Consider the following 21,676-nt stretch of genomic DNA (forward strand, 5'->3'; position numbering starts at 1 on the left):
ATCGCTCAGGAGCGCAGCGCGTACCAGTAGCGATGATGCTCGACGGCGCCGAGCGCACCGAACAGCCCGAGCGAGGCGGCGTTGTCCGCCTCGACCTCCGCGAGCAGCGAGCGCACGCCCCGCTCGGCGGCGGCGGCCGCCGCCGCGACGACGAGCGCCCGGCCGGCGCCGCGCCGGCGGACACCGGGGTCGACGACGAGGTTCGACACCACCGCCCACTTCTGGGTGATCGCCAGGCGCACCGTGCCGACGAGCGTGCGGGAGCCGTCGGGGTGGAGCGCGAGCGCGGAGTAGAACCGGTGCTGCTCCGGGGAGGTGACGAGCCGGGCGAAATCCTCATGGGTCGGGGAGTCGACCGGGTGGCCCCATGCGGTCCAGTGCACCGCGTGCGCCTCCTCGCTCTCCACGATCTCGAGGCCGGGCAGCGCCGCATCGGCGGCGCGCCCGACCGGGCCTGCGACCTCCCGGGTCGCGGCGGTGAGCGCCAGCGTCGCCCCCGAGGGCGCGAAACCGGCGGCCCGGAGCAGCGGGCCGAGCTCCGCGCACGGCTCGGCGAGCTCGGAGGTGCCGTGGGCGGAGTAGATCTGGAGCTGCGGGGGCAGTCCGCGCTGCTCGTACCAGCGGATGATGAGCTCGAGGGCCTCGGCCGCGGGGATCCCCGTCCGGCCGAGCGGGAGCGCGGAGTTGCCGCGCTTGGAGACCCCGCCGGCGGCCCGCAGCAGCACCCCGGTCTGGGTGAGCGGCACCTCGGCGCCGGCGCCCTCGGCCTCGTGGTGCAGATTGTCCGTGTGGAGCCACGCGATATCGGCGGGCAGCCACACCTGCGCGGAGATCCGGCGCAGGTCGAGCGGGGACACGATCTCATGGAGCCGGCCCGGGCGCTGCGGGGCCGGCGGCACCTCGTGCACGAGGAGGATGTCGGCGCGCGCCACGGTCACCTCGCCGCGCCGGGTGTCCACGGTCACGCTCGCCTCGTCCGCGGCCGTCACGGTGCCGAGCGCATCGGTCGGCTGCCCGTCGGCGGCGTACCGCAGGACCACGCGCATACCGGCGCGGGGAGTGAGCATGTGTGACCTCTTCGACTGGGGGACCGGGCCGGTGTCCAGCCTATAAGGGAGTACCCTGGGAGGGCGCACACCATGCCCGTTCGATGAGGAGACAATCCCGTGACGTACGTCATCGCCCAGCCCTGCGTGGATCTCAAGGACAAGGCCTGCATCGATGAGTGCCCCGTCGACTGCATCTACGAGGGCGAGCGCTCGCTCTACATCCACCCCGACGAGTGCGTGGACTGCGGTGCCTGCGAACCGGTCTGCCCGGTCGAGGCGATCTACTACGAGGACGACGTGCCGGAGCAGTGGGCGGAGTACTACAAGGCCAACGTCGAGTTCTTCGACGACATCGGCTCCCCGGGCGGTGCCGCGAAGCTCGGCAACACCGGCAAGGACCACCCGATCATCTCCGCCCTGCCCCCGCAGCAGTGACCCGCGCCGGCCACACCACCGAGCGGAGCCGGAGCCTGAACCCAGGAGCGCCAGCGTGAACTACGGACTCGACCTGCCCGATTACCCCTGGGACACCCTCGCCCCCTACCGGGCGCGCGCCGCCGAGCACCCGGGCGGCATCTGCGATCTGTCGATCGGCACGCCGGTCGACCCGACGCCCGCGGTGATCCGCGAGGCTCTCGCCGCGGGATCGGACTCCCACGGCTACCCGACGACCGCCGGCACGCCCGAGCTGCGCGCCGCGATCGCCGGCTGGTACGAGCAGTGGCACGGGATCGCGCTCGACCCGCGGACCCAGGTCATGCCGACGGTCGGCTCGAAGGAGCTGGTCGCCTGGCTGCCGACCCTCCTCGGCCTGCGGCAGCGCGGGCTCGCGGTCGCCTGCCCGTCCGCGGCCTACCCGACCTACGAGATGGGGGCGACTCTCGCCGGCGTCGACTGCGTGCGCCTCGACGCCGCGGACATCGCCTCCGGTGCCGCCGGGCTCGAGGGCATCGGGCTGCTCTGGCTCAACACCCCGGGCAATCCCACCGGCACGGTGCTCGACGTCGAGGTGCTCGCCGCGGTCGCCGAGCGCGCGCGGGCCGCCGGGGTCGTCGTCGCCTCCGACGAGTGCTACGCGCTCCTCAACTGGCAGGGTGAGGACGCGACGCCGTCGATCCTCCACCCGGCCGTCACCGGCGGCGATCCCACCGGTCTGCTCGCGGTGTACTCGATGTCCAAGCAGTCGAACCTCGCCGGCTACCGCGCGGCCTTCACCGCCGGCGACCCCGCGCTCGTCGGCGACCTGACGAACTCGCGCAAGCACGCCGGGATGATCGTGCCGGGCCCCGTGCAGACGGCGATGATCGCCGGGCTCGGCGACACCGCCCACGTCCGCGCCCAGAAGGAGACCTACCGGGCGCGCCGCGACACGTTGCTCCCGGCGGTCACGGAGTTCGGCCTGCGGGTCGAGCACTCCGAGGCCGGACTCTACCTCTGGTGCACCCGCGACGAGGACTGCTGGGACACCCTGGCCGCGCTCGCCGAGCGCGGTATCCTCGCCGGCCCCGGAGCGTTCTACGGGGACGCCGCGGGCCGCTTCGTGCGGATCGCGCTCACCGCGAGCGACGAGCGGATCGCACAGGCCGCCGATCGCCTGCGCGCGGGGGGCTGAGCGCCCCGGGTGCGGCTGAGCGCGCCTCGGGTGCGGGAACCGGCCGGGTGCCCACCGAGCGGACCGCGTGCGCCGGTCCGCGCCTCGGACGCGGGAGCGCTCGCAGGGCGGTCGCGATTTTCGCTCAGGCCGGGGAGTCGGTAACCTCTACCGTGACTGTGAATGAATACTCAGGAACTTCTTGAGGTGACCCCAGAGGAGCGAATATGGCAGAGGATGCAGTTCTGCGCGTCGACGGCACGGATCTCTCCCTCCCCACGGTGACGGGGACCGAAGGCACAGCAGGGCTGCGGATCGGATCGCTGCTCAAGGACACCGGCCGGGTCACCTACGACCCCGGGTTCGCGAACACCGCCTCGACCTCCTCGGCCGTGACCTACATCGACGGCGACGAGGGCATCCTGCGCCACCGCGGCTACTCGATCGAGGACCTCGCGGAGAACTCGACCTTCGTCGAGGTCGCCTACCTCCTCATCTACGGCGAGCTCCCCACGCAGGAGCAGCTCGATTCCTTCGACGCGCGCCTGCGCCGGCACACGATCGTCCACGAGGACCTCCGCCGCTTCTTCCAGGCGTTCCCCTACGACGCCCACCCGATGCCCATGGTGTCGGCCTCGATCATGGCGATGTCGACGTTCTACCAGGACAACCTCTCGGTGTTCGACGACGAGCAGATCGATCTCTCGACGATCCGCCTGCTCGCCAAGATGCCGACCATCGCCGCGCTCGCGCACCGCAAGGTCGCCGGCCTGCCGGTGGTCCACCCGGACAACTCGCTCAACATCGTGGAGAACTTCCTCCGCGTGAACTTCGGCTTCCCGTCCGAGCCCTACGAGGTCGACCCGCTCATGGCGAAGGCCATGGACCAGCTCTTCATCCTCCACGCCGATCACGAGCAGAACTGCTCGACCTCGACGGTGCGGATGGTCGGGTCCTCGCAGGCGAACCTCTTCCAGTCGATCTCCGCCGGTGTCAACGCCCTGGCCGGGCCGCTGCACGGCGGCGCGAACTCCGCGGTGCTCGAGATGCTCGAGGAGATCTCGGAGTCCCACGACGGCCCGCAGAAGTTCATGGAGCGGGTGAAGAACAAGGAGCAGGGCGTCCGGCTCATGGGCTTCGGCCACCGGGTCTACAAGAACTACGACCCCCGCGCGGCGATCATCAAGAAGACCGCCCACGAGATCATCGACCAGATGAGCGGTGCGGACGAGATGCTCGACCTCGCGATGAGCCTCGAGGAGATCGCGCTCGCCGACGACTACTTCGTCGAGCGCAGCCTGTATCCGAACGTCGACTTCTACACCGGCCTGATCTACAAGGCGATGGGCTTCCCGACGAACATGTTCACCGTGCTGTTCGCCGTCGGTCGACTGCCGGGCTGGATCGCCCAGTGGCGCGAGATGATCAAGGACCCGGAGACGAAGATCGGCCGCCCGCGCCAGATCTACACCGGCGAGCCCGAGCGGAAGTACGTGCCGATCGCCGAGCGCTGATCCCCGCTCCACATCCCAGAATCCGAAGGTTCCTGAGAAGGGAACCTTCGGATTCTGCGATGTCAGGGGCGGTGTGCGGCGGGTGCTGGGTCAGTGGAGGTCGGGGTTGAGCGCGATGCCCTTCGCGGTCCGTCCGAGCGCCTCGATCGACCCGGTCGTCGAATTGCGGCGGAACAGTACGTTGTCCGCCCCGTCGAGCTCGCGCGCCTTGACGACGCGGCCGCCCTCGTCGACGAGCGACACCCGCGAGCCGGCGGTGAGGTAGAGGCCGGCCTCGACGATGCAGTCGTCGCCGATCGAGATCCCGATCCCGGAGTTCGCGCCGAGCAGCGTTCCCGAGCCGACGGAGATCCGGTGCTCGTTGCCGCCGGACAGGGTGCCCATGGTCGAGGCGCCGCCGCCGATGTCCGAGCCGTCGCCGATGACGACGCCCTGCGAGATCCGGCCCTCGATCATCGCCTGCCCGAGGGTGCCGGCGTTGAAGTTGACGAAGCCCTCGTGCATGACGACGGTGCCCGGCGCCAGGTGCGCGCCGAGTCGGACACGGTCCGCATCGGCGATCCGCACTCCGGCGGGCACGACGAAATCGGTCATCCGCGGGAACTTGTCGACCCCGTGGACGGTGACGTACCCGCGCGCCGTGAGCTTGGCGCGGGTGAGCTCGAAGTCCTCGACCGCACAGGGGCCGTGCGAGGTCCACACGACGTTCGCGAGCTTCCCGAACAGCCCGTCGAGGTTGATCTCGTTGGGCGCGACGAGCCGGTGGGACAGTGCGTGGAGGCGCAGGTAGCCGTCGGCGGCGTCCGCCGGCGCGGCGTCGAGATCGATGGTGCGCTGCACGACCTCGGTGTGAGTGCCGCGCAGCTCGTCGGCGCCGACGAGGGCGTCGAGCCCGGCGGTCGCGACACCGGACGCGGCGTGCTGCGCGGCCTGCGCGGAGTCGTCGAACAGGGCAGGGGTGGGGTACCAGACGCTGAGCACGGTGTCGCCGTGCGCGGTGGACACTCCGGCGGAGGATACGAATCGTTGAGTCATGTGTCCCAGCCTACTGCTCGCCCTCGCACAGCCGGTACTAGGCTGGGCTCCATGAGCAGTGATCCCCACGACCCCGCGCCCGCCGCCGAGACCGCGCCCGGCGCACATCCCACCCCCGACGCCGATGCCGCCCGTCTCATCGAGGCGCTGGCCGACCCGGTCGAGCTCACCGCCCGGCTCTGCGACATCCCCTCGGTGTCCGGGGACGAGGCGCGCCTGGCCGATGCCGTCGCCGGCGTCCTCGCGCACATCTCCGCCGGCCCCGGCCCGGACCTCGACATCCACCGCGACGGCGACACGGTCGTCGCCGCGACCCGGCTCGGCCGCGGCGAACGGATTGTCATCGCTGGCCACCTCGACACCGTCCCGATCGAGGACAACGTGCCCGCGGAGCGTCGCACGCTCGACGGGGCCGAGGTGATCTGGGGGCGCGGCGCCTGCGATATGAAGGCCGGAGTCGCGATGCAGCTGTGCACGGCCGCCGCCCTGCGCAGCCCCGAGCGCGACGTCACGTGGATCTTCTACGACCACGAGGAGGTCGAGGCCGAGCTCAACGGGCTCGGCCGGGTGGCCCGCAACCATCCCGAACGGCTCGCCGGGGACTTCGCGATCCTCGGGGAGCCGAGCAACGCCGGCATCGAGGGCGGCTGCAACGGCACGATCCGCATCGAGGTCACCACCGAGGGCGTGCGGGCCCATTCGGCACGTGCCTTCACCGGGGTCAATGCGATCCACCGGGCCGCCGACATCCTCACCCGGCTCGCCGAGCACACCCCGGACACCGTGACCGTCGACGGGCTCGAGTACCGCGAATCGCTGTCCGCGGTCGGGATCCACGGGGGAGTGGCCGGCAACGTCATCCCCGACGCCTGCACCGTCGTCGTCAACTACCGGTTCGCCCCGGACAAGTCCGCCGCGGACGCCGAGGCGCACCTCGCCGCGTTCTTCGCCCCGCACCCGATCCGCGTCACCGACTCCGCCGAGGGCGCACGTCCCGGTCTCGACCAGCCCGCCGCCCGGGCCTTCATCGACGCGATCGGGGGAGAACCCCAGGCCAAGCTCGGCTGGACCGACGTCGCGCGCTTCTCCGCGCTCGGCATCCCCGCGGTGAACTTCGGCCCCGGCAGCCCGCTGTTCGCCCACAAGGCCGACGAGCACGTCCCGTGCGCAGAGGTGGAATCGGCGAGCGCCGACCTGCTGCGCTTCCTCGAACCCGCCCGCAGCGCACCGGAGGCCCCCGCCCGATGACTCCCGACTCCCCGATCTACAGCAAGGGTCCGCTGCGCCTGCGCCGCGCCCACGTGCCGGCCACGACCACCGATCAGCGTCTGCTCGAGGGCGGCGGCACCGCCGACTGGGTGCACCAGGACCCGTGGCGGGTGCTGCGCATCCAGGCGGAGTTCGTCGAGGGCTTCGGCTCGCTCGCGGAGATCGGCCCGGCGGTGTCCGTGTTCGGCTCCGCCCGCCTCCACGAGGGCACCCCAGAATACGGGCTCGCCCGCGAGGTGGCCGCCGAGCTCGCCCGGGCCGGCTACGCCGTCATCACCGGCGGCGGGCCCGGGATCATGGAGGCCGGCAACCGGGGTGCCGTCGACGCCGCCGGCTCCTCGGTGGGTCTCGGCATCGAGCTGCCCTTCGAGTCCGGGCTCAACCCCTACGTCGACCTCGGCATCAACTTCCGGTACTTCTTCGTCCGCAAGACGATGTTCCTCAAGTACTCGCAGGGCTTCATCGTGCTGCCCGGCGGCTTCGGCACGCTCGACGAGCTGTTCGAGGCGCTGACCATGGTGCAGACCGGCAAGCTCTCCCGGTTCCCGATCGTGCTCATGGGCACCGAGTTCTGGGGCGGTCTCGTCGACTGGATCCGCGACACGCTCGTGGGCGTCGGCACGATCAGCCGCTCGGACATCGACCTCCTCACGCTCACCGATTCCCCGACCGAGGCGGTCGCCTTCATCACCGGTGCCGACACGAGCGATCCCGTCTCCGCCGAACCCGGGCCCGAGGAGCCGGCAGAGGTGGTGTCGGGCCTCACCGCCGAGCACCGGACCGGCCGGCGCCCGGCCCCCGGCGGCGCCGACCGTCCGGACTTCTCCGCCCACGACGCCTGGTGAGCACTGCGGGCGGCTGCGGCAGCCGCCCGCCCGCCGGACCTGAGGTGCCCCCGAGTCCGATATGAGACCATGGGCGCATGCCAGTGTGGATCGTTCTCGGAGTCTGCGCCGCGGTCTTCTTCATGGCCGTCGCCGTCGCAGGCGCCTTCAACCTCTTCAACGGGGGCATGCCTGCAGCCGGTGACGAGCGCCCGCGCCGTCTCCTCGCCTCCGATTTCACCGCCGGGGATCTCGAGGCCGTCGCCTTCTCACCGGCGATCCGCGGATACCGGATGGACGAGGTCGACGCGGTGTACAGCGAGATGGCGCACCGGATCCGCCTGCAGGAGGACCGGATCGCGGTCCTCGAGAGCCGCCTCCCGGCGCCCGAGGCATGACCCGGCCCGCACCGGACGTCTCCGCGCTGCCCGAGTACGACCGCGCCCCCCGCTTCGCCCCGACCGTCTTCGACGCCTCCCGTGCCGGGCGCTGGGCGCGGGAGATCCTCGCCCTGCCGGTATGGCTGCAGGCGCTCGCGGTCTATCTCGCCTCCCGGATCATCAGCGTCGGGATCTTCGCCGCGGTCGTCCGCACCCAGGACCGCACCCCGTGGACCACCGGGTTGGACACCTCGCTCGGGGACTTCCTCAACTTCTGGGACGGCGGCTGGTACCAGCGCATCGCCGACGAGGGCTACCCCGATGTCCTGCCGCGCGGCGCCGACGGCACGGTGATGGAGAACGCGTGGGCGTTCTATCCCCTCCATCCCTGGATGGTGCGCGACTTCGCGCAGCTCACCGGCCTCGACTACCAGGTCGTCTCCCCGCTCCTGTCCACGGTGTTCGGTGCCGTCGCGGCGATCGTCGTGCTCCACCTGTTCCGCCGGCACACCACGCCCGGCCGGGCGCTGTTCGGCCTCGCGGTCCTCTTCGTCTTCCCCGCCTCGGCGATCTTCAGCACCGGCTACGCGGAGTCGCTCACGCTCCTGCTCCAGGCTCTCGCCCTCCTGCTCGTCATCGACCGGCGCTATCTCATGGCGGTCCCCGTCGTCGTCCTCATGGACCTGTCGCGGCCGATCGGCGTGGCGTTCTCGTTCTTCATGCTCATCCACCTCATCGACCGGTTCCTGCGCCGCCGGACGATCCCCTACCCGGCCGGTGAGGTCGTGCGCTCCTGGACGCTCGGCGTGCTGTCCTGCGCCGCCGCGCTCGTCCACCCGGTGCACGCCTGGCTCCGCACCGGGGAGCTCACCGCCTACACCGACACCGAGGCCGCCTGGAGCGGCGGGCACACGCGCATCATCGTCCAGTGGTTCGCCCGGGGGAACGATCTCGTGGGGCCCTTCGGGCCGCTCCTCCTGTTCGCCGCGATCGCGCTCATGCTCGTCCTCATCTACTCCCCGGCCGGCCGGCAGATGGGCCGGACGCTGCAGCACTTCTGCCTCGCCTACTGCATCTACATCCTGCTGTTCTTCAATCCGCAGACCTCGACCCTGCGCCTCCTCCTCCCGCTGTTCCCGATCGCGCTCACTCTCGCCTGGTGCCGGGCAGGGATGTACCGGGCGGTGCTGCTCGGCTGCCTCGTGCTGTTCCAGGTCGTGTGGGTCGGCTTCCTCTGGCACTTCACCCCGCCGGCCGACCTGCCGCCGTGACCCGGCAGGCGCCGATTCGCGCCCGATCCTCCTCAGCCGGGGCGAAATGGTGGATAATCGACAGTGACACAGTCGGGAATGGAAGGAAGAACTCTTCATGGCAGCTCAGAAACCGCGCACCGGTGACGGACCCCTCGAAGTGACCAAGGAGGGTCGCGGATACGTCGTCCGTCTCCCTGTCGAAGGCGGCGGACGTCTGGTCATCGAAGTGAGCAAGGACGAGGCCACGAACCTTCAGAACACCCTCGGCGAGGCGCTCGCACAGTGAGCTGAGACCGGTGCACGGAGGAGGGGAGCCCCGAGCGGACCCCCTCCTCCGGCGTTCCCGGGCCCTGCTCAGACGCGGGTGAGGACGAGGAGCCCGTCGTCGACGGGCAGGATGAGGCGGGCGACGTCGGTGCGCTCGACGATCCGGTCGAGCATCGTGCGCACCACCTGGGTGCGCGGGGCGCGGTTGGCCGGTTTCGCCACCGCCCCGCCGAGCAGCGCGTGGTTGACGACGAGCAGGCCGCCGGGGGCCAGCCGCTCGATCGCGAGCGGCACGAGCCGGTCATAGGTCAGGGGCTCGGAGTCGACGAACACGAGGTCGTAGCCGCCGGCGGCGAGCCGGGCGAGCGCATCCTCGCCGCGCCCGTGGATCATCCGCACCCGGTGGGCCCGGATCCGGGCGACGCCGATGAGGTCGCGCGCCACGGCCTGCTTGTCGGCGTCGATGTCGATGCTCGTGAGGATGCCGGAACTCGGCATGCCGCGGAGCAGGGCGAGGGTGGAGACGCCGGTGCCGGTGCCGACCTCGATCGCGGTTGCCGGCCGTGCCATCCGGGCGAGCAGGGTGAGGGTCCCGGCGGTGGTCGTCGACACCGGGACGGTCGAGTACTCCGCGGAGATCGTGCGGGCGGCATCCATCACCGGATCGGAGGGGTTGAACCGATCAGCGTAGTGGGCGTCGATCGCCCGGTCGCGTGACATGGTCTCCTCCTCTCCTCGGACGGCGCTCGCCAGTCTATCCCGGTTCCTCCGAGGTGCGGAGGTCGCGACTCGCGGCCTCCCAGGACTCCCGCAGCAGCGCCTCGTCGGCGGCGCAGTCCTCGATCCGGGCGCGGCCGTCGGCGTGGGGGATGCCCTCGGTGTCCCAGCGGCGTGCGGCCTCGGTGCGGATCGGCGCGGGCAGGACGCCGCGCACGTTCGTCACCCTCCACCACGGCACGAAGGATCCGTGGGTGGCGAGCACCCGGCCGACGAAGCGCGCCGAGGTGCCGGTCACCCGACCGAGCATCCCATAGGGGGCGATCCGGCCGGCGGGCACGCACTCGACGGCGCGCAGCACCAGCTCCGTCCGGCGTTCGTCCATAGGGGGATTGTGCCACGGGCCCGCTGATAGACTGGCGCCCATGTTCGGCATCAACGGCACTGAGATGATCATTCTCGTCGTCGTGGTGCTCCTCGTCGTGGGGCCCAAGCGCCTGCCCGAGTACGCCCAGCAGCTGCGCGACCTCGTGCGCTCGCTCAAGCGGAAGGCCGACGAGGCCAAGGCCGACGTCCAGCGCGACCTCGGCGACGACTTCTCCGACGTCGACTGGCGCAAGCTCGATCCGCGCCAGTACGACCCGCGCCGGATCGTGCGCGAAGCGCTCATGGAGGAGGAGGCCGACTCCCGCGCCCGTCAGGTCTCGGCAGGCGCGGCGGCCGTGGCCGGGGCCCAGGTCGCCGGTGCGGGCTCCCCGGTGAGCACCCAGGCGGGCCCGCTCGAGCGGTTCCAGGCCCAGGCCGCGCTGCGCGACGTCGCCGTCGCCGCGCCCTTCGACCCCGAGGCCACCTGATCCGGAGCGCCTGACGCAGCGCGCTCGATCCACTCGGTTCGCCCGGTCCATCCGGAGCGCCTGAACCGCCCCGAGCCGGAGAGGCCCGGGGCGGGCTCGGGCCCACGGCTTCCCGATCAGACGGGGGACAGCCCCAGGGAGCGGCCTGCGAGCCCCCGCGTGCGCGAGGTCAGCTGCGAGGCGATCGAGCGCAGGGCCACCGAGGCCGGAGCATCGGGGGCGGCGAGCACGGCGGGGCGCCCGGCGTCCGCGCCCGAGCGCACCTCGGTGTCGAGCGGGATCCGACCGAGCAGCGGCACCTTCGTCCCGACCGTGCGGGTGAGGTTCTCCGCGACCTGGTCCCCGCCGCCGGACCCGAACACGTCCATCCGGGTGCCGTCGGGGAGCTCGAGCCACGACATGTTCTCGATCACGCCGGCCACCCGCTGGCGGGTCTGCACGGCGACCGAACCGGCGCGCTCGGCGACCTGCGCGGCCGCCTGCTGCGGGGTGGTGACGACGAGCAGCTCGGAGCCGGGCAGCAGCTGGGCCGCCGAGATCGCGATGTCGCCGGTGCCCGGGGGCAGATCGAGGAGCAGCACGTCGAGATCGCCCCAGAACACGTCGGTGAGGAACTGCTGGAGCGCGCGGTGGAGCATCGGGCCCCGCCACACGACGGGCTGGCTGGGAGGGACGAACATGCCGATGCTCATGATCTTCACGTCGTGCGCGACCTGCGGGATGATCATGTCGTCGACGCGCGTGGGGCTGCCGGTGACCCCGAGCATGCCGGGGATCGAGAAGCCGTAGATGTCGGCGTCGACGACTCCGACGCGCAGACCGTCGGCGGCCATCGCGGCGGCGAGGTTCGCCGTCACCGAGGACTTGCCGACCCCGCCCTTGCCGGACGCGATCGCGTAGATCCGGGTGAGCGAGCCGGGCGCGTTGAACGGGATCTCACGGGACGCGCCGGCGCCCTGGAGCTTCTCGCGCATCGCCTGCCGCTGCTCCGGGGTCATCACGCCGAGCTTGACCGTCGTCCCGGTGACGCCGGGGACCTTCCCGACCGCGGCCTCGGTGTCGCGGGTGATGGTGTCCTTGAGCGGACAGCCGGCCACGGTGAGGAGCACGGTGACGGTGACGTGGCCGGAGTCGTCGACGACGACGTCGTCGACCATGTCGAGCTCGACGATGTTGCGCTTGATCTCCGGGTCGAGCACGGTCTCGAGTGCACTGCGGAGCTGGTCCAGGGTGGGTGCGGGCATCGGTGTGCTACGCGTCCTCTCTGTTCTCGGGGGGTGTCTGCACGGCGTCGCGGGCCGCCTTGAGCGCGGTGGCCTCGGCAGTCGCCTGCGCCTTCTTCACGGCCTTCTTCACGGCCACTTTCTTCACGGTCTCGAGGTCCTCGCGGTGCTCGGCCCGGCGGTCGGCCTCCCGCGCCTCCTCCATCTCCTCGAGCAGGTTGCGCAGCTCGGAGCGGATGAAGTCGCGGGTCGCCATCTCGCGCATCGCGATGCGCAGGCTTGCCACCTCGCGGGTGAGGTACTCGGTATCGGCGAGGTTGCGCTCGGCGCGCTGCCGGTCGTTCTCGAACTCCACCCGGTCGCGGTCGGCGCTGCGGTTCTCCGCGAGCAGGATGAGCGGCGCGGCGTAGGAGGCCTGGAGCGACAGGATGAGGGTGAGCAGGGTGAAGTTCAGCGCCCGCGGGTCGAACTGGAGGGGTTCGGGCATGAGCGTGTTCCACGCCAGCCAGACGAAGCAGAACACCGTCATCCCGATGAGGAACTGGGGTGTGCCCATGAACCGGGCGAATGCCTCCGATGCCTTGCCGAACGACTCCGGGGACATCCCGATCGACGGCAGCTGCCGCTTCTTGATGCGCGGGACGTCGAGTGCGTCGTAGTCGCCCTTGCTCATTGCTTCCCCTCCTTCGCCAGGTCGTCGGTGATCTCCTCGGTGCGGACCTCGTCGGGCGCCTGCCGCCAGTCCTCGGGGAGGAGCTGGTCGAGCACGTCGTCGACGGTGACGACGCCCACGAGGTGGTCGTTCTCGTCCGCGATCGGGATCGACACGAGATTGTAGGCCGCGAGGATCCGGGTGATGTCGCCGAGCGGGGCGTCGGCCCCGAGCGGTTCGACCTCGTCGTCGAGGATCGTGCCGACGGCCACGTGCGGCGGTTCGCGCAGCAGCGCCTGGATGTGGACGAGGCCCAGGTACTTGCCGGTGGGCGGCTCGAGCGGCTGCCGGCACACGAACACGGCGGCGGCGAGCGCCGGATCGAGGTCCTCTCGGCGGACATGGGCAAGCGCCTCGGCGACGGTGGTCTCCGGGGCGAGGATCACCGGCTCGGTGGTCATCAGGCCGCCGGCGGTGTCCTCGTCGTAGGACAGCAGGTGGCGGACGTCCTTGGCCTCCTCGGGCTCCATCGCGGCGAGCAGCACCTCGGCCTGCTCGTCGGTGAGCTCGCCGAGGAGGTCGGCGGCGTCGTCGGGGTCCATCGCCTCGAGGACGTCGGCGGCACGGTCCATCCCGAGCATCGACACGATCTCGACGCTCGTCTCCTCCGGCAGCTCCTCGAGGACGTCGGCGAGGCGCTCGTCGTCGAGCTCGCGGGCCACCTCGAGCCGACGCTTGGGGGTGAGCTCGAGGAGCACGTCGGCGAGGTCGGCGGGCTTGGTGCCCTGGTACGCGGCGATGAGCTGGGTGGCCTCCTGGTCGACGGCGGAGTCGATCGGGTGGTCGACCTCGGACCAGTCGACCTGGAGGGTCTCGCCGCGGCGGCGGAAGCCGAAGGTGCCCTGGCGGTCGGTGACGCGGCGCACGAACAGGCGGGTGACCTCCCACTCGCGGTTGCGCTGCTGCTCGATCGCGACGTCCTCGACCTGCACGGCCGTCCCGTCGGAGCGCAGCCGCAGGCGCCGGTCGAGGAGCTCGCCGAGCACGAGGGTCTCCGAGCGGCGCTGCTCGAAGCGGCGCATGTTCACCAGGCCGGTGGTGATGACGGCGCCGGCGGCGATCCCGGTGACCCGGCCCATCGGCACGAACACGCGGCGGCGACCGGGCACCTCGACGACGAGGCCGATCGCCTTGGGCTGCTGGCGCATGGTGGCGCGGTAGACGATGACGACATCGCGCACGCGCCCCACCTGATCGCCGAGAGGGTCGAAGACCGCGGTGGAGGCCAGGCGGGCGACGAAGACGCGATCAGCTGAACCACTCACCCCACAAGACTACGCCAGTCGCTTCGGCCATACTGGACCCCATGGCGAAACCATCGATGCAGCTCCCCGTGGGCGAGGTCCTCGGTTCCTACCGCACCCATGACGAGGCGAACGGAACGGTCCAGTTCCTCGCCCAGCACGGCTTCCCGGTGGCCTCCCTGTCGATCGTCGGCACCGATGTCCGGATCGTGGAACAGGTGACGGGCATGCTCACGTGGGCCGCGGCCGCCGGCCGAGGAGCGCTGACCGGCGCCTGGATGGGGCTGTTCATCGGCCTCCTCCTCGCACTGTTCGGTGGGAACGAATCGCTGACCTCCGGGGCCCTGCTGCCCGGCATCGTCATCGGCGTGGGCTTCGGCATGCTCTGGGGCATCCTCGTCAAGGCGCTCGGGCGCAAGAAGGCTTCCGTCATGCTCCGGCCGCAGGTCATCGCCGGCACCTACGAGATCGTGTGCCCGCCGGCCCGGGTGAACGAGGCCCGCGAGATCCTCTCCCGCCGCTGAACCGGTGAGCGAACTGCGCGGTATCCGATTCCGAGCGCGCAATTGCGCGCCTGCCTTCGGATACCGCGCAGTTCGATGAGGGGGCACAGTTCGATGAGGGGGCACAGTTCGACGAGGGGACACAGTCCGACGCGGGGGCGACCTCAGGGGAGTGCGCGCCAGGCCTCCGCGGTCGTCGGGTCGACCTCGACGAGCGCCGGGGCAGCGGGCACGCCGGCGGCGGTGACGCGGCCGGGCACGGTGTCCGGCTCGGCGCTGAGCACCGCGTCGACGATCGCGGCCGACAGGACGTCAGCGGCGGCGATGTTGAGCTCGACGAGCGCGGCGGCCTCCGGATCGTCGAGCGCGCGCTCACCCGTGGCGAGCGCGAACACCGCGTCGCCGTCGAACAAGGTGTGCGAGGGGTGGATCGCCCGCGCCAGGCCGGCGTGGGCCGACTGCGCCAGGCGTGTCGTCTGCGCGGCGTCGAGGCGGGCATCGGTGACGATGCACGCGATCGTCGTATTGCGGGCGCCGGCGCTCTCCGCGCCGCCGTTCCCGGTGCTGCCACCGGGATCCCCGCCCCCATCGCCGCCACCGGGATCCCCGGTCCCGCCGTGGAACTCCGTGAACCGTGCGCGCAGGCCGTGCGCCTGCGGCACGCCGATGCCGTAGCGGGCGAGCACCGAGGCGCAGTGGAGGCGGCCTGCGGGGTCGAGGACGCCTCCCATCGGGTTCGCGACGACGAGCGCGGCGACCGTGTGCCCGGCGGGGGTCGTGATCGACGCCTGCCCGAGGCCGCCGCGCAGCAGTCCGCGCCCGGTCCAGGCACCGACGCCGGCGCCCACGGAGCCGCGCAGGTGCGGCTGCTCGGCACGGGCGTCGCGGTAGGCGGCCAGGCCGTCCTCCTCGACCGGCGGAGCGGCCGGATCGCCGCCGCGCCCGAGGTCGAAGATCCCGGCGGCCGGCACGATCGGCACGGTGACGCCGGGCAGCCCGGGGGCGGGGAAGCCGCGGCCGTCGGCACGAAGCCCGCGCTGCACCCCGTGGGCGGCGACGAGCCCGAACGCGCTGCCGCCGGTGAGGACGACGGCGTCGGCGCCGTAGCCGAGCGTGCCGGGGGAGAGGATGTCGGTCTCGTGGCTCGCCGGTCCGCCGCCGCGCACGTCGACCCCGGCGAGGGTGCCGGGCGGGGGCACGATCACGGTGGTCCCGGTGAGCCGGCCCTCCCCGGTGTGCGCGGTGTGGCCGAGCGCGACCCCGGCGACCTCGAGGACGCCGCGCCCGCGGCGCAGCGTGCCCAGGGGGAGATCGGGGGAGCTCACTGCGCGCCCTGCACCCAGGCCTCGACCTCGGTGCGGGTGCGGGGGAACCCGGCGGACAGGTTCTCCACGCCGTCCGCGGTAACGAGGACGTCGTCCTCGATCCGCACGCCGATCCCGCGGAACTCCTCGGGCACGAGCATGTCCGCGACCTTGAAGTACAGGCCCGGTTCGATGGTGAACACCATGCCCTCGCGCAGCTCGGCCCCGAGGTACATCTCCGCGCGCGCCTGCGCGCAGTCGTGGACGTCGAGACCGAGGTGGTGGCTGGTGCCGTGGACCATCCACCGGCGGTGCTGCTGCCCGGTCGGGGCGAGCGCCACCTCCGGGCTCACCGGCAGCAGGCCGAAGTCCGCGAGCCGGTGGGCGATGACCCGCATCGCGGCGTCGTGGACCTCGCCGAAGCGCACCGTCCGGTGGACGTGCTCGGCGGCGACGGCGAACGCGGCATCGGCGGCCTCGAGGACCGCGTCGTAGATCCGGGCCTGCACCGGGGTGAAGGTGCCCGACACCGGCAGGGTGCGGGTGACGTCGGCGGTGTAGAGCGAATCGGCCTCCGCCCCGGCATCGACGAGCACGAGGTCTCCGGGGGCCACCGCGCCGGTGTTCTTGATCCAGTGGAGGGTGCAGGCGTGATCGCCTGCCGCGGCGATGGTGTCGTACCCGACCCCGTTGCCGTCGGCGCGCGCGGCGAGCGCGAAGGCCGTCTCGATGACCCGCTCGCCGCGGGTGTGGGCGAGCGCGCGCGGCAGGCTCGCGACCACGGAGTCGAAGCCGGCGCGGGTGATGTCGACGGCACGGCGGAGCTCGCCGATCTCGTACTCGTCCTTGATGAGACGCATCTCGGAGAGGTGCTGGGCGAGCTCGTCGTCGCCGGCGCGGGAGACCTCGAGGTCCGCGGCGACCTGGGTGCGGGCGGTCTCGATCTGCGCCTCGACCACGGTGTCCGCCCCGCGCAGCAGGCGCACCGACACGGAGCCGAGGTCCTTGGCGATCGCCTCGGGCGCCTCGCGGATGTCACGGCAGGCGATGCCGAGCTTCGCCTCCATCGTCGGCAGGTCCTCGCGCGGACCCACCCAGTACTCGCCGTAGCGGGCGTCGGAGAAGAACTCCTCGGTGTCCGCGCCGGCCCGGGGCCGGAAGTAGAAGGTCTGCTCGTGGCCGTCGTCGGTGGGCTCGAACACGAGCACCGAATCGGGCTCGGAGTCGGTCTCGAGGCCGGTGAGGTGGATGAAGGCGGAATGGGCGCGGAAGACGTAGTCGGTGTCGTTCGAGCGCACCTTGAGATTGCCGGCCGGGATCACCAGGCGCTCGCCCGGGAAACGGGCCGAGACCGCCGCACGCCGCGCCGGCGTCCAGGCGGATGCGGGCAGGGGCGTCGGGTCGCCGGCGCTCGTGCGGTCCCAGCCGGAGGCGATGAAGTCGCGGAAGGCCGCCGACTGCGGGCGGCGGGAGCGGGTGTTGACGCGCTCCTCGAGCGGCGGGTCGGACGGGGCGGGGGCGGGTGCGGATTCCTCGGTCGTCATGTCTCCAGTCTAGGGGTGGGGGAGACGTTCGGGTCCAGGGGTGAAATCGCCGGTCAGAGGCGGGAGGGCGGAGCGACGGGCCGTGCGGACAGCCCTACAATCGGAGTCATGGCGATCGACCTCCACACCCATTCGCGCTTCTCCGACGGCACTCAGAGCCCGACCGCGCTCGTCGAGGAGGCCGCGGAGCTCGGGGTCGCCGTGCTCGGCCTCACCGACCACGACACCACCGCCGGCTGGGACGAGGCGGTGCGCGCCGCGCAGGCCGCCGGGATCGCACTCGTGCGCGGGATGGAGGTCTCCTGCCGGTACGACGGGATCAGCGTCCACCTGCTGAGCTACCTCCACGACCCGGCCGCCGCCGAGCTCACCGCGGCCGTCGCCGACGCCCGCCGGGCGCGCCTCGACCGGACCCGCACGATGGTCGAGCGGCTCGCCGAGGACTTCCCGCTGTCCTGGGAATCCGTGCTCGAGCAGGCCGGTGCCGAGGCGACGATCGGCCGCCCCCACATCGCCGATGCGCTCGTCACCGCCGGCATCGTCGAGGACCGCTCGGCGGCCTTCGCCGGGCTGCTGTCCTCCCATTCGAAGTACTACGTGTCGCTGCCGACGATCTCCCCGATCGAGGCGATCCGGATGGTCCACGAAGCCGGGGGCGCGGCCGTGTTCGCCCACCCGCGGGCGTCGCTGCGCGGCCGCACGGTGCCCGACGCCGGGGTGCGCGCGATGGTCGAGGCGGGTCTCGACGGGCTCGAGGTCGACCACCGCGACAATCCGCCGAGCGCGCGCGTGGCGCTGCGGGCGACCGCCGAGGCGCACGGCCTGCTCGTCACCGGCTCGAGCGACTATCACGGCACCGGCAAACCCAACCGGCTCGCCGAGCACACGACGGACCCGGAGATGCTCGAGCGGCTCGTCGCGGTGACCTCGGGCGTGCCGCTCATCGACGCCTGAATGCCGGAGGGCCGGTGATCCGTGGGGATCACCGGCCCGGTGCGCGGTGCTGTGCTGACGATGCTGCGCCCGCAGGGGAGCGGCGCGGGCGCTCAGCCCTCGCGGCCGCCCTCGGCGCGCGAGGCACGGCCCTGCGGCTTGCCGCGGCGGGTGCGCCGGCGGTTGCGGCGCGGACGGTCCCCGCTGCCGGCGGAGTCGCCGGAGCGCTCGGCGCCGGCTCGACCGCCGTCGCGCGAGCGATCGCCGCGGCCCTCGGAGGAACGGGGCCGGGAGCCGCTGCGGCGGGGCACCTCGGCCCCGGTCTCCCCGTCGACCTCCTGGCCGGCGGCGGGCTTGCGGCGACGCAGTCGGCCCTTGGTGCCCGCCGGGATCCTGAGGTCCTCGTAGAAGTGCGGGGAGGTCGAGTAGGTCTCCACCGGCTCGTCGAGTCCGAGGTCGAGCGCCTTGCTGATGAGGCGCCAGCGCGGCATGTCGTCCCAGTCGACGAAGGTCACCGCGATGCCGGTGTTGCCGGCGCGACCGGTGCGGCCGATCCGGTGGACGTAGGTCTTCTCGTCGTCGGGGCACTGGTAGTTGATGACGTGGGTGACGTCGTCGATGTCGATGCCGCGGGCGGCGACATCGGTGGCGACGAGCACGTCGACCTTGTGCTCGCGGAACGCCTTGAGGGCGCGCTCGCGCATCTGCTGGTTGAGGTCGCCGTGGAGCGGCCGAGCGTTAAAGCCGCGGTCGACGAGCTCCTCGGCCAGCCGGTCGGCCGTGCGCTTGGTGCGCGCGAAGATGATCGTGCGCTCCCGGCCCTCGGCCTGGAGCAGGCGGGCGACCATCTCGCTCTTGTCCATCGCGTGCGCCCGGTAGACGTACTGCTTGGTGTTCTTCGCCGTCTTCGTGTGGTCGTCGGGATCCTGCGCCCGGATGTGGGTGGGCCGGTTCATGTAGCGGCGGGCGAGCGAGATCACCGGACCGGGCATGGTGGCGGAGAACAGCATCGTCTGGCGGTGCGCGGGCAGCGCATCGACGATCCGCTCGACGTCGGGCAGGAATCCCAGGTCGAGCATCTCGTCGGCCTCGTCGAACACCGCGGTGTTGACCCGGTCGAGGCGCAGCGCGCGGCGGCCGTAGAGGTCGAGCAGACGGCCCGGGGTGCCCACGACGACGTCGACGCCGGCGCGGAGCGCGGCGAGCTGGGGGTCGAAGTCCTTGCCGCCGTAGATCGTGATGATCGACAGGTTCCGCTTCGTCGAGGCGGTGCGCAGGTCCTCGGCGACCTGCTGCGCGAGCTCACGGGTGGGGACGACGACGAGGGCCTGCGGGGCGCGGCCCTCGATCTGGGTGGCACCCTCGTCGGGGCCGACGGCGCGTTGGAGCAGCGGGATGCCGAAGCCCAGGGTCTTGCCGGTGCCGGTCTTCGCCTGCCCGATGATGTCCGCGCCGGTGAGCGCGACGGGCAGGGTGAGCGCCTGGATGGGGAAGGGGGTGGTGATGCCGGACTCGGCCAGTGCGGCCACGATCGGTTCGGCGACCCCGAGGTCGGCGAAGGTCTGCTCCGGGGGAGTCTCGACGTCCTCGACGTCGATGGTCTCGGCTGCGATCTCTGTCATTGCTGTGCTCCTCACGGTGCTCCCGCAGGAGCACGTTCTGTCATGGTGCGTCGCGGTAGGCTGTCCGCATGTCTGCTGCCGCCCTGCCCGCCGACGTCCGGTCGACCACCCTGGCGATCCTCGCCTTCGGGGAGCTCACGTCCGTCGAACGCGCCGCCGCCGATGCGCAGGCGGCCCCGAGCATCCGGGACCGGGTCGATCTCATCGCCGTCGCGGGCGTCGCCCTGAGCCACTACGAGGCGCTCGCCGCTCGCGTCGAGGCGCTCGGCGGGGACATCGCGGAACTCATGGAGGGCGTCGAACCGTCGTTCACCGCGCTGCGGGAACGCACCCGGCCGCGTGATTGGTACGAAAGCCTCATGAAGGGGTACGTCTTCGACGGGATCAACAGAGATTTCTATCGCGCGGCCCTGGTCAATCTCGATGAGACGAGCGAACGGGTGGCCACTGCCGTACTCGATGATACACGGCAGGCCGATCACCTCCGCAGCCGGCTGGCCCGCGCCATCGCCGAGCAGCCGGAGCTGTCCTCCCGGTTGGCGCTGTGGGGGCGGCGGCTCGTCGGGGAGGCGCTCGTGCGCGGCCGGCACCTCATCACGGCCTTCGACCTTGCGGTCGACGACGAGGCCGTCTCGGCGATCGCGCAGCGGGTGATGACGAATCACTCGCGCAGGATGGCCGCGCTCGACCTCGTCGCCTGACCGGAGCTCACGCCCGGGGCGACGTCTCAGCCCACCCCGAACCCGACGCGGCGCTGCTGTTCCTCGCCGGTCTCCACGTAGGCGAGGGCGGCGGCGGGCACGAAGACCTGCCGACCCTTGGCGTCCGCGAGGCTGAGCATGCCACCGTCCTGCAGAGCCGCCTTCACCTGTTCGTTGACCTCGTCGGCCGTCGCGGTGCTCTCAAGCACGAGTTCGCGGGGGGCGTTCTGCACGCCGATCCTGATCTCCATGGGTCTCCTTCATCGATTCCGGCGCAGCCGGTCGGCTCCGCGCTCGGGGGTGGGTCCGGGACCACTCTAGTCCGCGGGAACGGGAGCGGCGGAGCCCCCTCCGGCCTCGGCCTCCTCGGAGTCGGGCAGCGAGCCCACGCCGTTCCACAGCACTCCGGAGATCAGATGGGCGGCGGCGTCGGCCTCGAACTCGGCGGTCTCCGCGAGCTGGAGCGCGGCGGCCTCGGCCATGCTCGTGATCGCGACGGCGAGGAGCTTCGCCTCGGCGGTCGTGGCGCCGGACTTGCGCTCGATAAGCTCGGCGATCCACATCGCGGCCCGATCGGTCGAGCTGCTCGCACGTTTGACCGCGCCGGGCTCGTAGGAATCGGCGCGGGCGATGATGAGGAACTCCGACCGATGATCGGTGACGAAGGAGAAGTAGGCCGAGATCGCCGCGGCCACTCGCTCCTCGTTGTCATCGCTCGAGTGCAGCGCCCCGGTGAGCACGGAATCGAAGACCGCGTTGGCGGCATCGATCACGGCGAGGTAGAGGGACTGCTTCGAGTCGAAGTGCTGGTAGAGGACCGGCTTCGAGACCCCGGCGGCGATCGCGACGGCATCCATCGAAGCCGTGCGGTATCCCGAGCGGGAGAAGACCTCGGTGGCCACCGCGACCAGCTGGTCCCGACGCTGGGCCTGGGGCATTCTCTGAGATGTCGTCATCCTCTCAGTTTATCGCCAGAATCGCTGACCCAAAGGCAAATGTCCAGACCAGAGAGTACAAGTCGTGGAGATCACACCCGTGTCCGTGCCGCGTGATGGAATGGGCGGCATGGGAACGAGCAGGGGAACATCACCGTCGGGCACACCCTCGGAAGCGCAGGCCGGCGCACCGGCCGACGCA

General features: G+C 71.7%; 24 protein-coding genes. 12 read left to right on the forward strand and 12 right to left on the reverse strand.

Going from position 1 to position 21,676, the window contains the following annotated elements; genetic code table 11:
- Nucleotides 1-5: 5 nt before the first annotated feature.
- Complete coding sequence (locus tag MTQ12_RS06530; protein ID WP_247425274.1) at nucleotides 6-1,067, reverse strand: GNAT family N-acetyltransferase; 1,062 nt, start codon at nucleotides 1,065-1,067, stop codon at nucleotides 6-8.
- A gap of 99 nt (nucleotides 1,068-1,166) precedes the next feature.
- Here MTQ12_RS06530 and fdxA point away from each other — a divergent pair, with 99 nt between their 5' ends.
- From fdxA to MTQ12_RS06545, 3 genes are all read left to right on the forward strand, one after another.
- Entirely contained in the window at nucleotides 1,167-1,484 is a 318-nt protein-coding gene (gene fdxA, locus MTQ12_RS06535; RefSeq protein WP_175406932.1) for a ferredoxin, read from the forward strand.
- Nucleotides 1,485-1,539: 55 nt separating this feature from the next.
- Complete coding sequence (gene dapC / locus MTQ12_RS06540; protein ID WP_175406933.1) at nucleotides 1,540-2,661, forward strand: succinyldiaminopimelate transaminase; 1,122 nt, start codon at nucleotides 1,540-1,542, stop codon at nucleotides 2,659-2,661.
- A 206-nt stretch (nucleotides 2,662-2,867) separates the two neighbouring features.
- The gene (locus MTQ12_RS06545) at nucleotides 2,868-4,154 is read left to right on the forward strand and encodes a citrate synthase (protein ID WP_137319360.1); all 1,287 of its coding nucleotides are present in this window, start codon (nucleotides 2,868-2,870) and stop codon (nucleotides 4,152-4,154) included.
- A 90-nt stretch (nucleotides 4,155-4,244) separates the two neighbouring features.
- Here MTQ12_RS06545 and dapD read toward each other — a convergent pair whose 3' ends face one another.
- Nucleotides 4,245-5,189: a 2,3,4,5-tetrahydropyridine-2,6-dicarboxylate N-succinyltransferase gene (dapD, locus tag MTQ12_RS06550; protein ID WP_247425276.1), complete on the reverse strand. Its 945-nt coding sequence runs from the start codon at nucleotides 5,187-5,189 to the stop codon at nucleotides 4,245-4,247.
- A 51-nt stretch (nucleotides 5,190-5,240) separates the two neighbouring features.
- Between dapD and dapE the strand changes: the two genes are divergently transcribed.
- From dapE to MTQ12_RS06575, 5 genes are all read left to right on the forward strand, one after another.
- On the forward strand, nucleotides 5,241-6,437 hold the full coding sequence (gene dapE, locus MTQ12_RS06555; protein WP_247425279.1) for a succinyl-diaminopimelate desuccinylase: 1,197 nt from the start codon (nucleotides 5,241-5,243) through the stop codon (nucleotides 6,435-6,437).
- The gene (locus MTQ12_RS06560) at nucleotides 6,434-7,303 is read left to right on the forward strand and encodes a TIGR00730 family Rossman fold protein (RefSeq protein ID WP_247425281.1); all 870 of its coding nucleotides are present in this window, start codon (nucleotides 6,434-6,436) and stop codon (nucleotides 7,301-7,303) included. Before dapE ends, MTQ12_RS06560 begins: the two co-directional genes overlap by 4 nt.
- A gap of 77 nt (nucleotides 7,304-7,380) precedes the next feature.
- Entirely contained in the window at nucleotides 7,381-7,680 is a 300-nt protein-coding gene (locus MTQ12_RS06565; RefSeq protein WP_137319364.1) for a DivIVA domain-containing protein, read from the forward strand.
- A complete protein-coding gene (locus tag MTQ12_RS06570; protein WP_247425283.1) occupies nucleotides 7,677-8,933 on the forward strand; it encodes a hypothetical protein in 1,257 nt (418 codons plus the stop codon). The genes MTQ12_RS06565 and MTQ12_RS06570 overlap by 4 nt, the downstream gene beginning before the upstream one ends.
- Nucleotides 8,934-9,030: 97 nt before the next feature.
- Complete coding sequence (locus MTQ12_RS06575; protein WP_137319365.1) at nucleotides 9,031-9,201, forward strand: DUF3117 domain-containing protein; 171 nt, start codon at nucleotides 9,031-9,033, stop codon at nucleotides 9,199-9,201.
- 68 nt (nucleotides 9,202-9,269) lie between these two features.
- Here the strand turns inward: MTQ12_RS06575 and MTQ12_RS06580 are convergent, their stop codons facing one another.
- Complete coding sequence (locus MTQ12_RS06580; RefSeq protein ID WP_137319366.1) at nucleotides 9,270-9,902, reverse strand: class I SAM-dependent methyltransferase; 633 nt, start codon at nucleotides 9,900-9,902, stop codon at nucleotides 9,270-9,272.
- Between the two features lie 34 nt (nucleotides 9,903-9,936).
- Nucleotides 9,937-10,284 carry an MGMT family protein gene (locus tag MTQ12_RS06585; RefSeq protein WP_137319367.1) on the reverse strand — a complete coding sequence of 116 codons (348 nt, stop codon included), beginning with the start codon at nucleotides 10,282-10,284 and terminating at the stop codon, nucleotides 9,937-9,939.
- Between the two features lie 40 nt (nucleotides 10,285-10,324).
- Here MTQ12_RS06585 and MTQ12_RS06590 point away from each other — a divergent pair, with 40 nt between their 5' ends.
- A complete protein-coding gene (locus MTQ12_RS06590) occupies nucleotides 10,325-10,753 on the forward strand; it encodes a twin-arginine translocase TatA/TatE family subunit (RefSeq protein ID WP_137319368.1) in 429 nt (142 codons plus the stop codon).
- A gap of 116 nt (nucleotides 10,754-10,869) precedes the next feature.
- On the opposite strand, the gene MTQ12_RS06595 is transcribed toward MTQ12_RS06590, so the two are convergent.
- Genes MTQ12_RS06595 through MTQ12_RS06605 form a run of 3 tightly spaced genes read right to left on the reverse strand, consistent with a single transcriptional unit; the run spans nucleotide 10,870 to nucleotide 13,953 of the window.
- The gene (locus tag MTQ12_RS06595; protein ID WP_247425285.1) at nucleotides 10,870-11,997 is read right to left on the reverse strand and encodes a P-loop NTPase; all 1,128 of its coding nucleotides are present in this window, start codon (nucleotides 11,995-11,997) and stop codon (nucleotides 10,870-10,872) included.
- Nucleotides 11,998-12,004: 7 nt separating this feature from the next.
- A complete protein-coding gene (locus MTQ12_RS06600) occupies nucleotides 12,005-12,649 on the reverse strand; it encodes a DUF1003 domain-containing protein (protein WP_247425287.1) in 645 nt (214 codons plus the stop codon).
- Nucleotides 12,646-13,953, reverse strand: coding sequence for a CBS domain-containing protein (locus MTQ12_RS06605; RefSeq protein ID WP_247425289.1), 1,308 nt, complete (start codon nucleotides 13,951-13,953; stop codon nucleotides 12,646-12,648). The genes MTQ12_RS06600 and MTQ12_RS06605 overlap by 4 nt, the downstream gene beginning before the upstream one ends.
- A 41-nt stretch (nucleotides 13,954-13,994) precedes the next feature.
- Here MTQ12_RS06605 and MTQ12_RS06610 point away from each other — a divergent pair, with 41 nt between their 5' ends.
- Nucleotides 13,995-14,456, forward strand: coding sequence for a general stress protein (locus tag MTQ12_RS06610; RefSeq protein ID WP_247425291.1), 462 nt, complete (start codon nucleotides 13,995-13,997; stop codon nucleotides 14,454-14,456).
- A 143-nt stretch (nucleotides 14,457-14,599) separates the two neighbouring features.
- Here MTQ12_RS06610 and MTQ12_RS06615 read toward each other — a convergent pair whose 3' ends face one another.
- Nucleotides 14,600-15,760 carry a P1 family peptidase gene (locus tag MTQ12_RS06615; RefSeq protein WP_247425294.1) on the reverse strand — a complete coding sequence of 387 codons (1,161 nt, stop codon included), beginning with the start codon at nucleotides 15,758-15,760 and terminating at the stop codon, nucleotides 14,600-14,602.
- On the reverse strand, nucleotides 15,757-17,283 hold the full coding sequence (locus MTQ12_RS06620) for an aminopeptidase P family protein (protein WP_247425296.1): 1,527 nt from the start codon (nucleotides 17,281-17,283) through the stop codon (nucleotides 15,757-15,759). The genes MTQ12_RS06615 and MTQ12_RS06620 overlap by 4 nt, the downstream gene beginning before the upstream one ends.
- A gap of 108 nt (nucleotides 17,284-17,391) precedes the next feature.
- Here MTQ12_RS06620 and MTQ12_RS06625 point away from each other — a divergent pair, with 108 nt between their 5' ends.
- Entirely contained in the window at nucleotides 17,392-18,237 is an 846-nt protein-coding gene (locus tag MTQ12_RS06625; RefSeq protein WP_247425298.1) for a PHP domain-containing protein, read from the forward strand.
- Nucleotides 18,238-18,329: 92 nt separating this feature from the next.
- Here MTQ12_RS06625 and MTQ12_RS06630 read toward each other — a convergent pair whose 3' ends face one another.
- Nucleotides 18,330-19,838: a DEAD/DEAH box helicase gene (locus MTQ12_RS06630; protein WP_247425300.1), complete on the reverse strand. Its 1,509-nt coding sequence runs from the start codon at nucleotides 19,836-19,838 to the stop codon at nucleotides 18,330-18,332.
- 68 nt (nucleotides 19,839-19,906) lie between these two features.
- On the opposite strand from MTQ12_RS06630, the gene MTQ12_RS06635 reads away from it, so the two are divergent.
- Nucleotides 19,907-20,539 carry a ferritin-like fold-containing protein gene (locus tag MTQ12_RS06635; protein ID WP_247425302.1) on the forward strand — a complete coding sequence of 211 codons (633 nt, stop codon included), beginning with the start codon at nucleotides 19,907-19,909 and terminating at the stop codon, nucleotides 20,537-20,539.
- 26 nt (nucleotides 20,540-20,565) lie between these two features.
- On the opposite strand, the gene MTQ12_RS06640 is transcribed toward MTQ12_RS06635, so the two are convergent.
- Nucleotides 20,566-20,790 (reverse strand): DUF3107 domain-containing protein, encoded by a 225-nt coding sequence (locus tag MTQ12_RS06640; protein ID WP_137319378.1) that lies wholly within the window; start codon nucleotides 20,788-20,790, stop codon nucleotides 20,566-20,568.
- A 66-nt stretch (nucleotides 20,791-20,856) separates the two neighbouring features.
- Complete coding sequence (locus tag MTQ12_RS06645; RefSeq protein WP_247425304.1) at nucleotides 20,857-21,495, reverse strand: TetR/AcrR family transcriptional regulator; 639 nt, start codon at nucleotides 21,493-21,495, stop codon at nucleotides 20,857-20,859.
- Between the last annotated feature and the right edge of the window lie 181 nt (nucleotides 21,496-21,676).

Origin of the sequence: Brevibacterium sp. R8603A2 (assembly GCF_023072605.1) — a bacterium.
Classification (GTDB): Bacteria; Actinomycetota; Actinomycetes; order Actinomycetales; family Brevibacteriaceae; genus Brevibacterium; species Brevibacterium pityocampae.

Bases quoted from the DNA above. Each gene is read 5' to 3' on its own strand.
- MTQ12_RS06530 (WP_247425274.1), bottom strand. From the start codon at position 1,067: ATGCTCACTCCCCGCGCCGGTATGCGCGTGGTCCTGCGGTACGCCGCC.
- MTQ12_RS06545 (WP_137319360.1), top strand. From the start codon at position 2,868: ATGGCAGAGGATGCAGTTCTGCGCGTCGACGGCACGGATCTCTCCCTC.
- dapD (WP_247425276.1), bottom strand. From the start codon at position 5,189: ATGACTCAACGATTCGTATCCTCCGCCGGAGTGTCCACCGCGCACGGC.
- dapE (WP_247425279.1), top strand. From the start codon at position 5,241: ATGAGCAGTGATCCCCACGACCCCGCGCCCGCCGCCGAGACCGCGCCC.
- MTQ12_RS06560 (WP_247425281.1), top strand. From the start codon at position 6,434: ATGACTCCCGACTCCCCGATCTACAGCAAGGGTCCGCTGCGCCTGCGC.
- MTQ12_RS06565 (WP_137319364.1), top strand. From the start codon at position 7,381: ATGCCAGTGTGGATCGTTCTCGGAGTCTGCGCCGCGGTCTTCTTCATG.
- MTQ12_RS06570 (WP_247425283.1), top strand. From the start codon at position 7,677: ATGACCCGGCCCGCACCGGACGTCTCCGCGCTGCCCGAGTACGACCGC.
- MTQ12_RS06575 (WP_137319365.1), top strand. From the start codon at position 9,031: ATGGCAGCTCAGAAACCGCGCACCGGTGACGGACCCCTCGAAGTGACC.
- MTQ12_RS06580 (WP_137319366.1), bottom strand. From the start codon at position 9,902: ATGTCACGCGACCGGGCGATCGACGCCCACTACGCTGATCGGTTCAAC.
- MTQ12_RS06585 (WP_137319367.1), bottom strand. From the start codon at position 10,284: ATGGACGAACGCCGGACGGAGCTGGTGCTGCGCGCCGTCGAGTGCGTG.
- MTQ12_RS06590 (WP_137319368.1), top strand. From the start codon at position 10,325: ATGTTCGGCATCAACGGCACTGAGATGATCATTCTCGTCGTCGTGGTG.
- MTQ12_RS06595 (WP_247425285.1), bottom strand. From the start codon at position 11,997: ATGCCCGCACCCACCCTGGACCAGCTCCGCAGTGCACTCGAGACCGTG.
- MTQ12_RS06600 (WP_247425287.1), bottom strand. From the start codon at position 12,649: ATGAGCAAGGGCGACTACGACGCACTCGACGTCCCGCGCATCAAGAAG.
- MTQ12_RS06610 (WP_247425291.1), top strand. From the start codon at position 13,995: ATGGCGAAACCATCGATGCAGCTCCCCGTGGGCGAGGTCCTCGGTTCC.
- MTQ12_RS06620 (WP_247425296.1), bottom strand. From the start codon at position 17,283: ATGACGACCGAGGAATCCGCACCCGCCCCCGCCCCGTCCGACCCGCCG.
- MTQ12_RS06625 (WP_247425298.1), top strand. From the start codon at position 17,392: ATGGCGATCGACCTCCACACCCATTCGCGCTTCTCCGACGGCACTCAG.
- MTQ12_RS06630 (WP_247425300.1), bottom strand. From the start codon at position 19,838: ATGACAGAGATCGCAGCCGAGACCATCGACGTCGAGGACGTCGAGACT.
- MTQ12_RS06635 (WP_247425302.1), top strand. From the start codon at position 19,907: ATGTCTGCTGCCGCCCTGCCCGCCGACGTCCGGTCGACCACCCTGGCG.
- MTQ12_RS06640 (WP_137319378.1), bottom strand. From the start codon at position 20,790: ATGGAGATCAGGATCGGCGTGCAGAACGCCCCCCGCGAACTCGTGCTT.
- MTQ12_RS06645 (WP_247425304.1), bottom strand. From the start codon at position 21,495: ATGACGACATCTCAGAGAATGCCCCAGGCCCAGCGTCGGGACCAGCTG.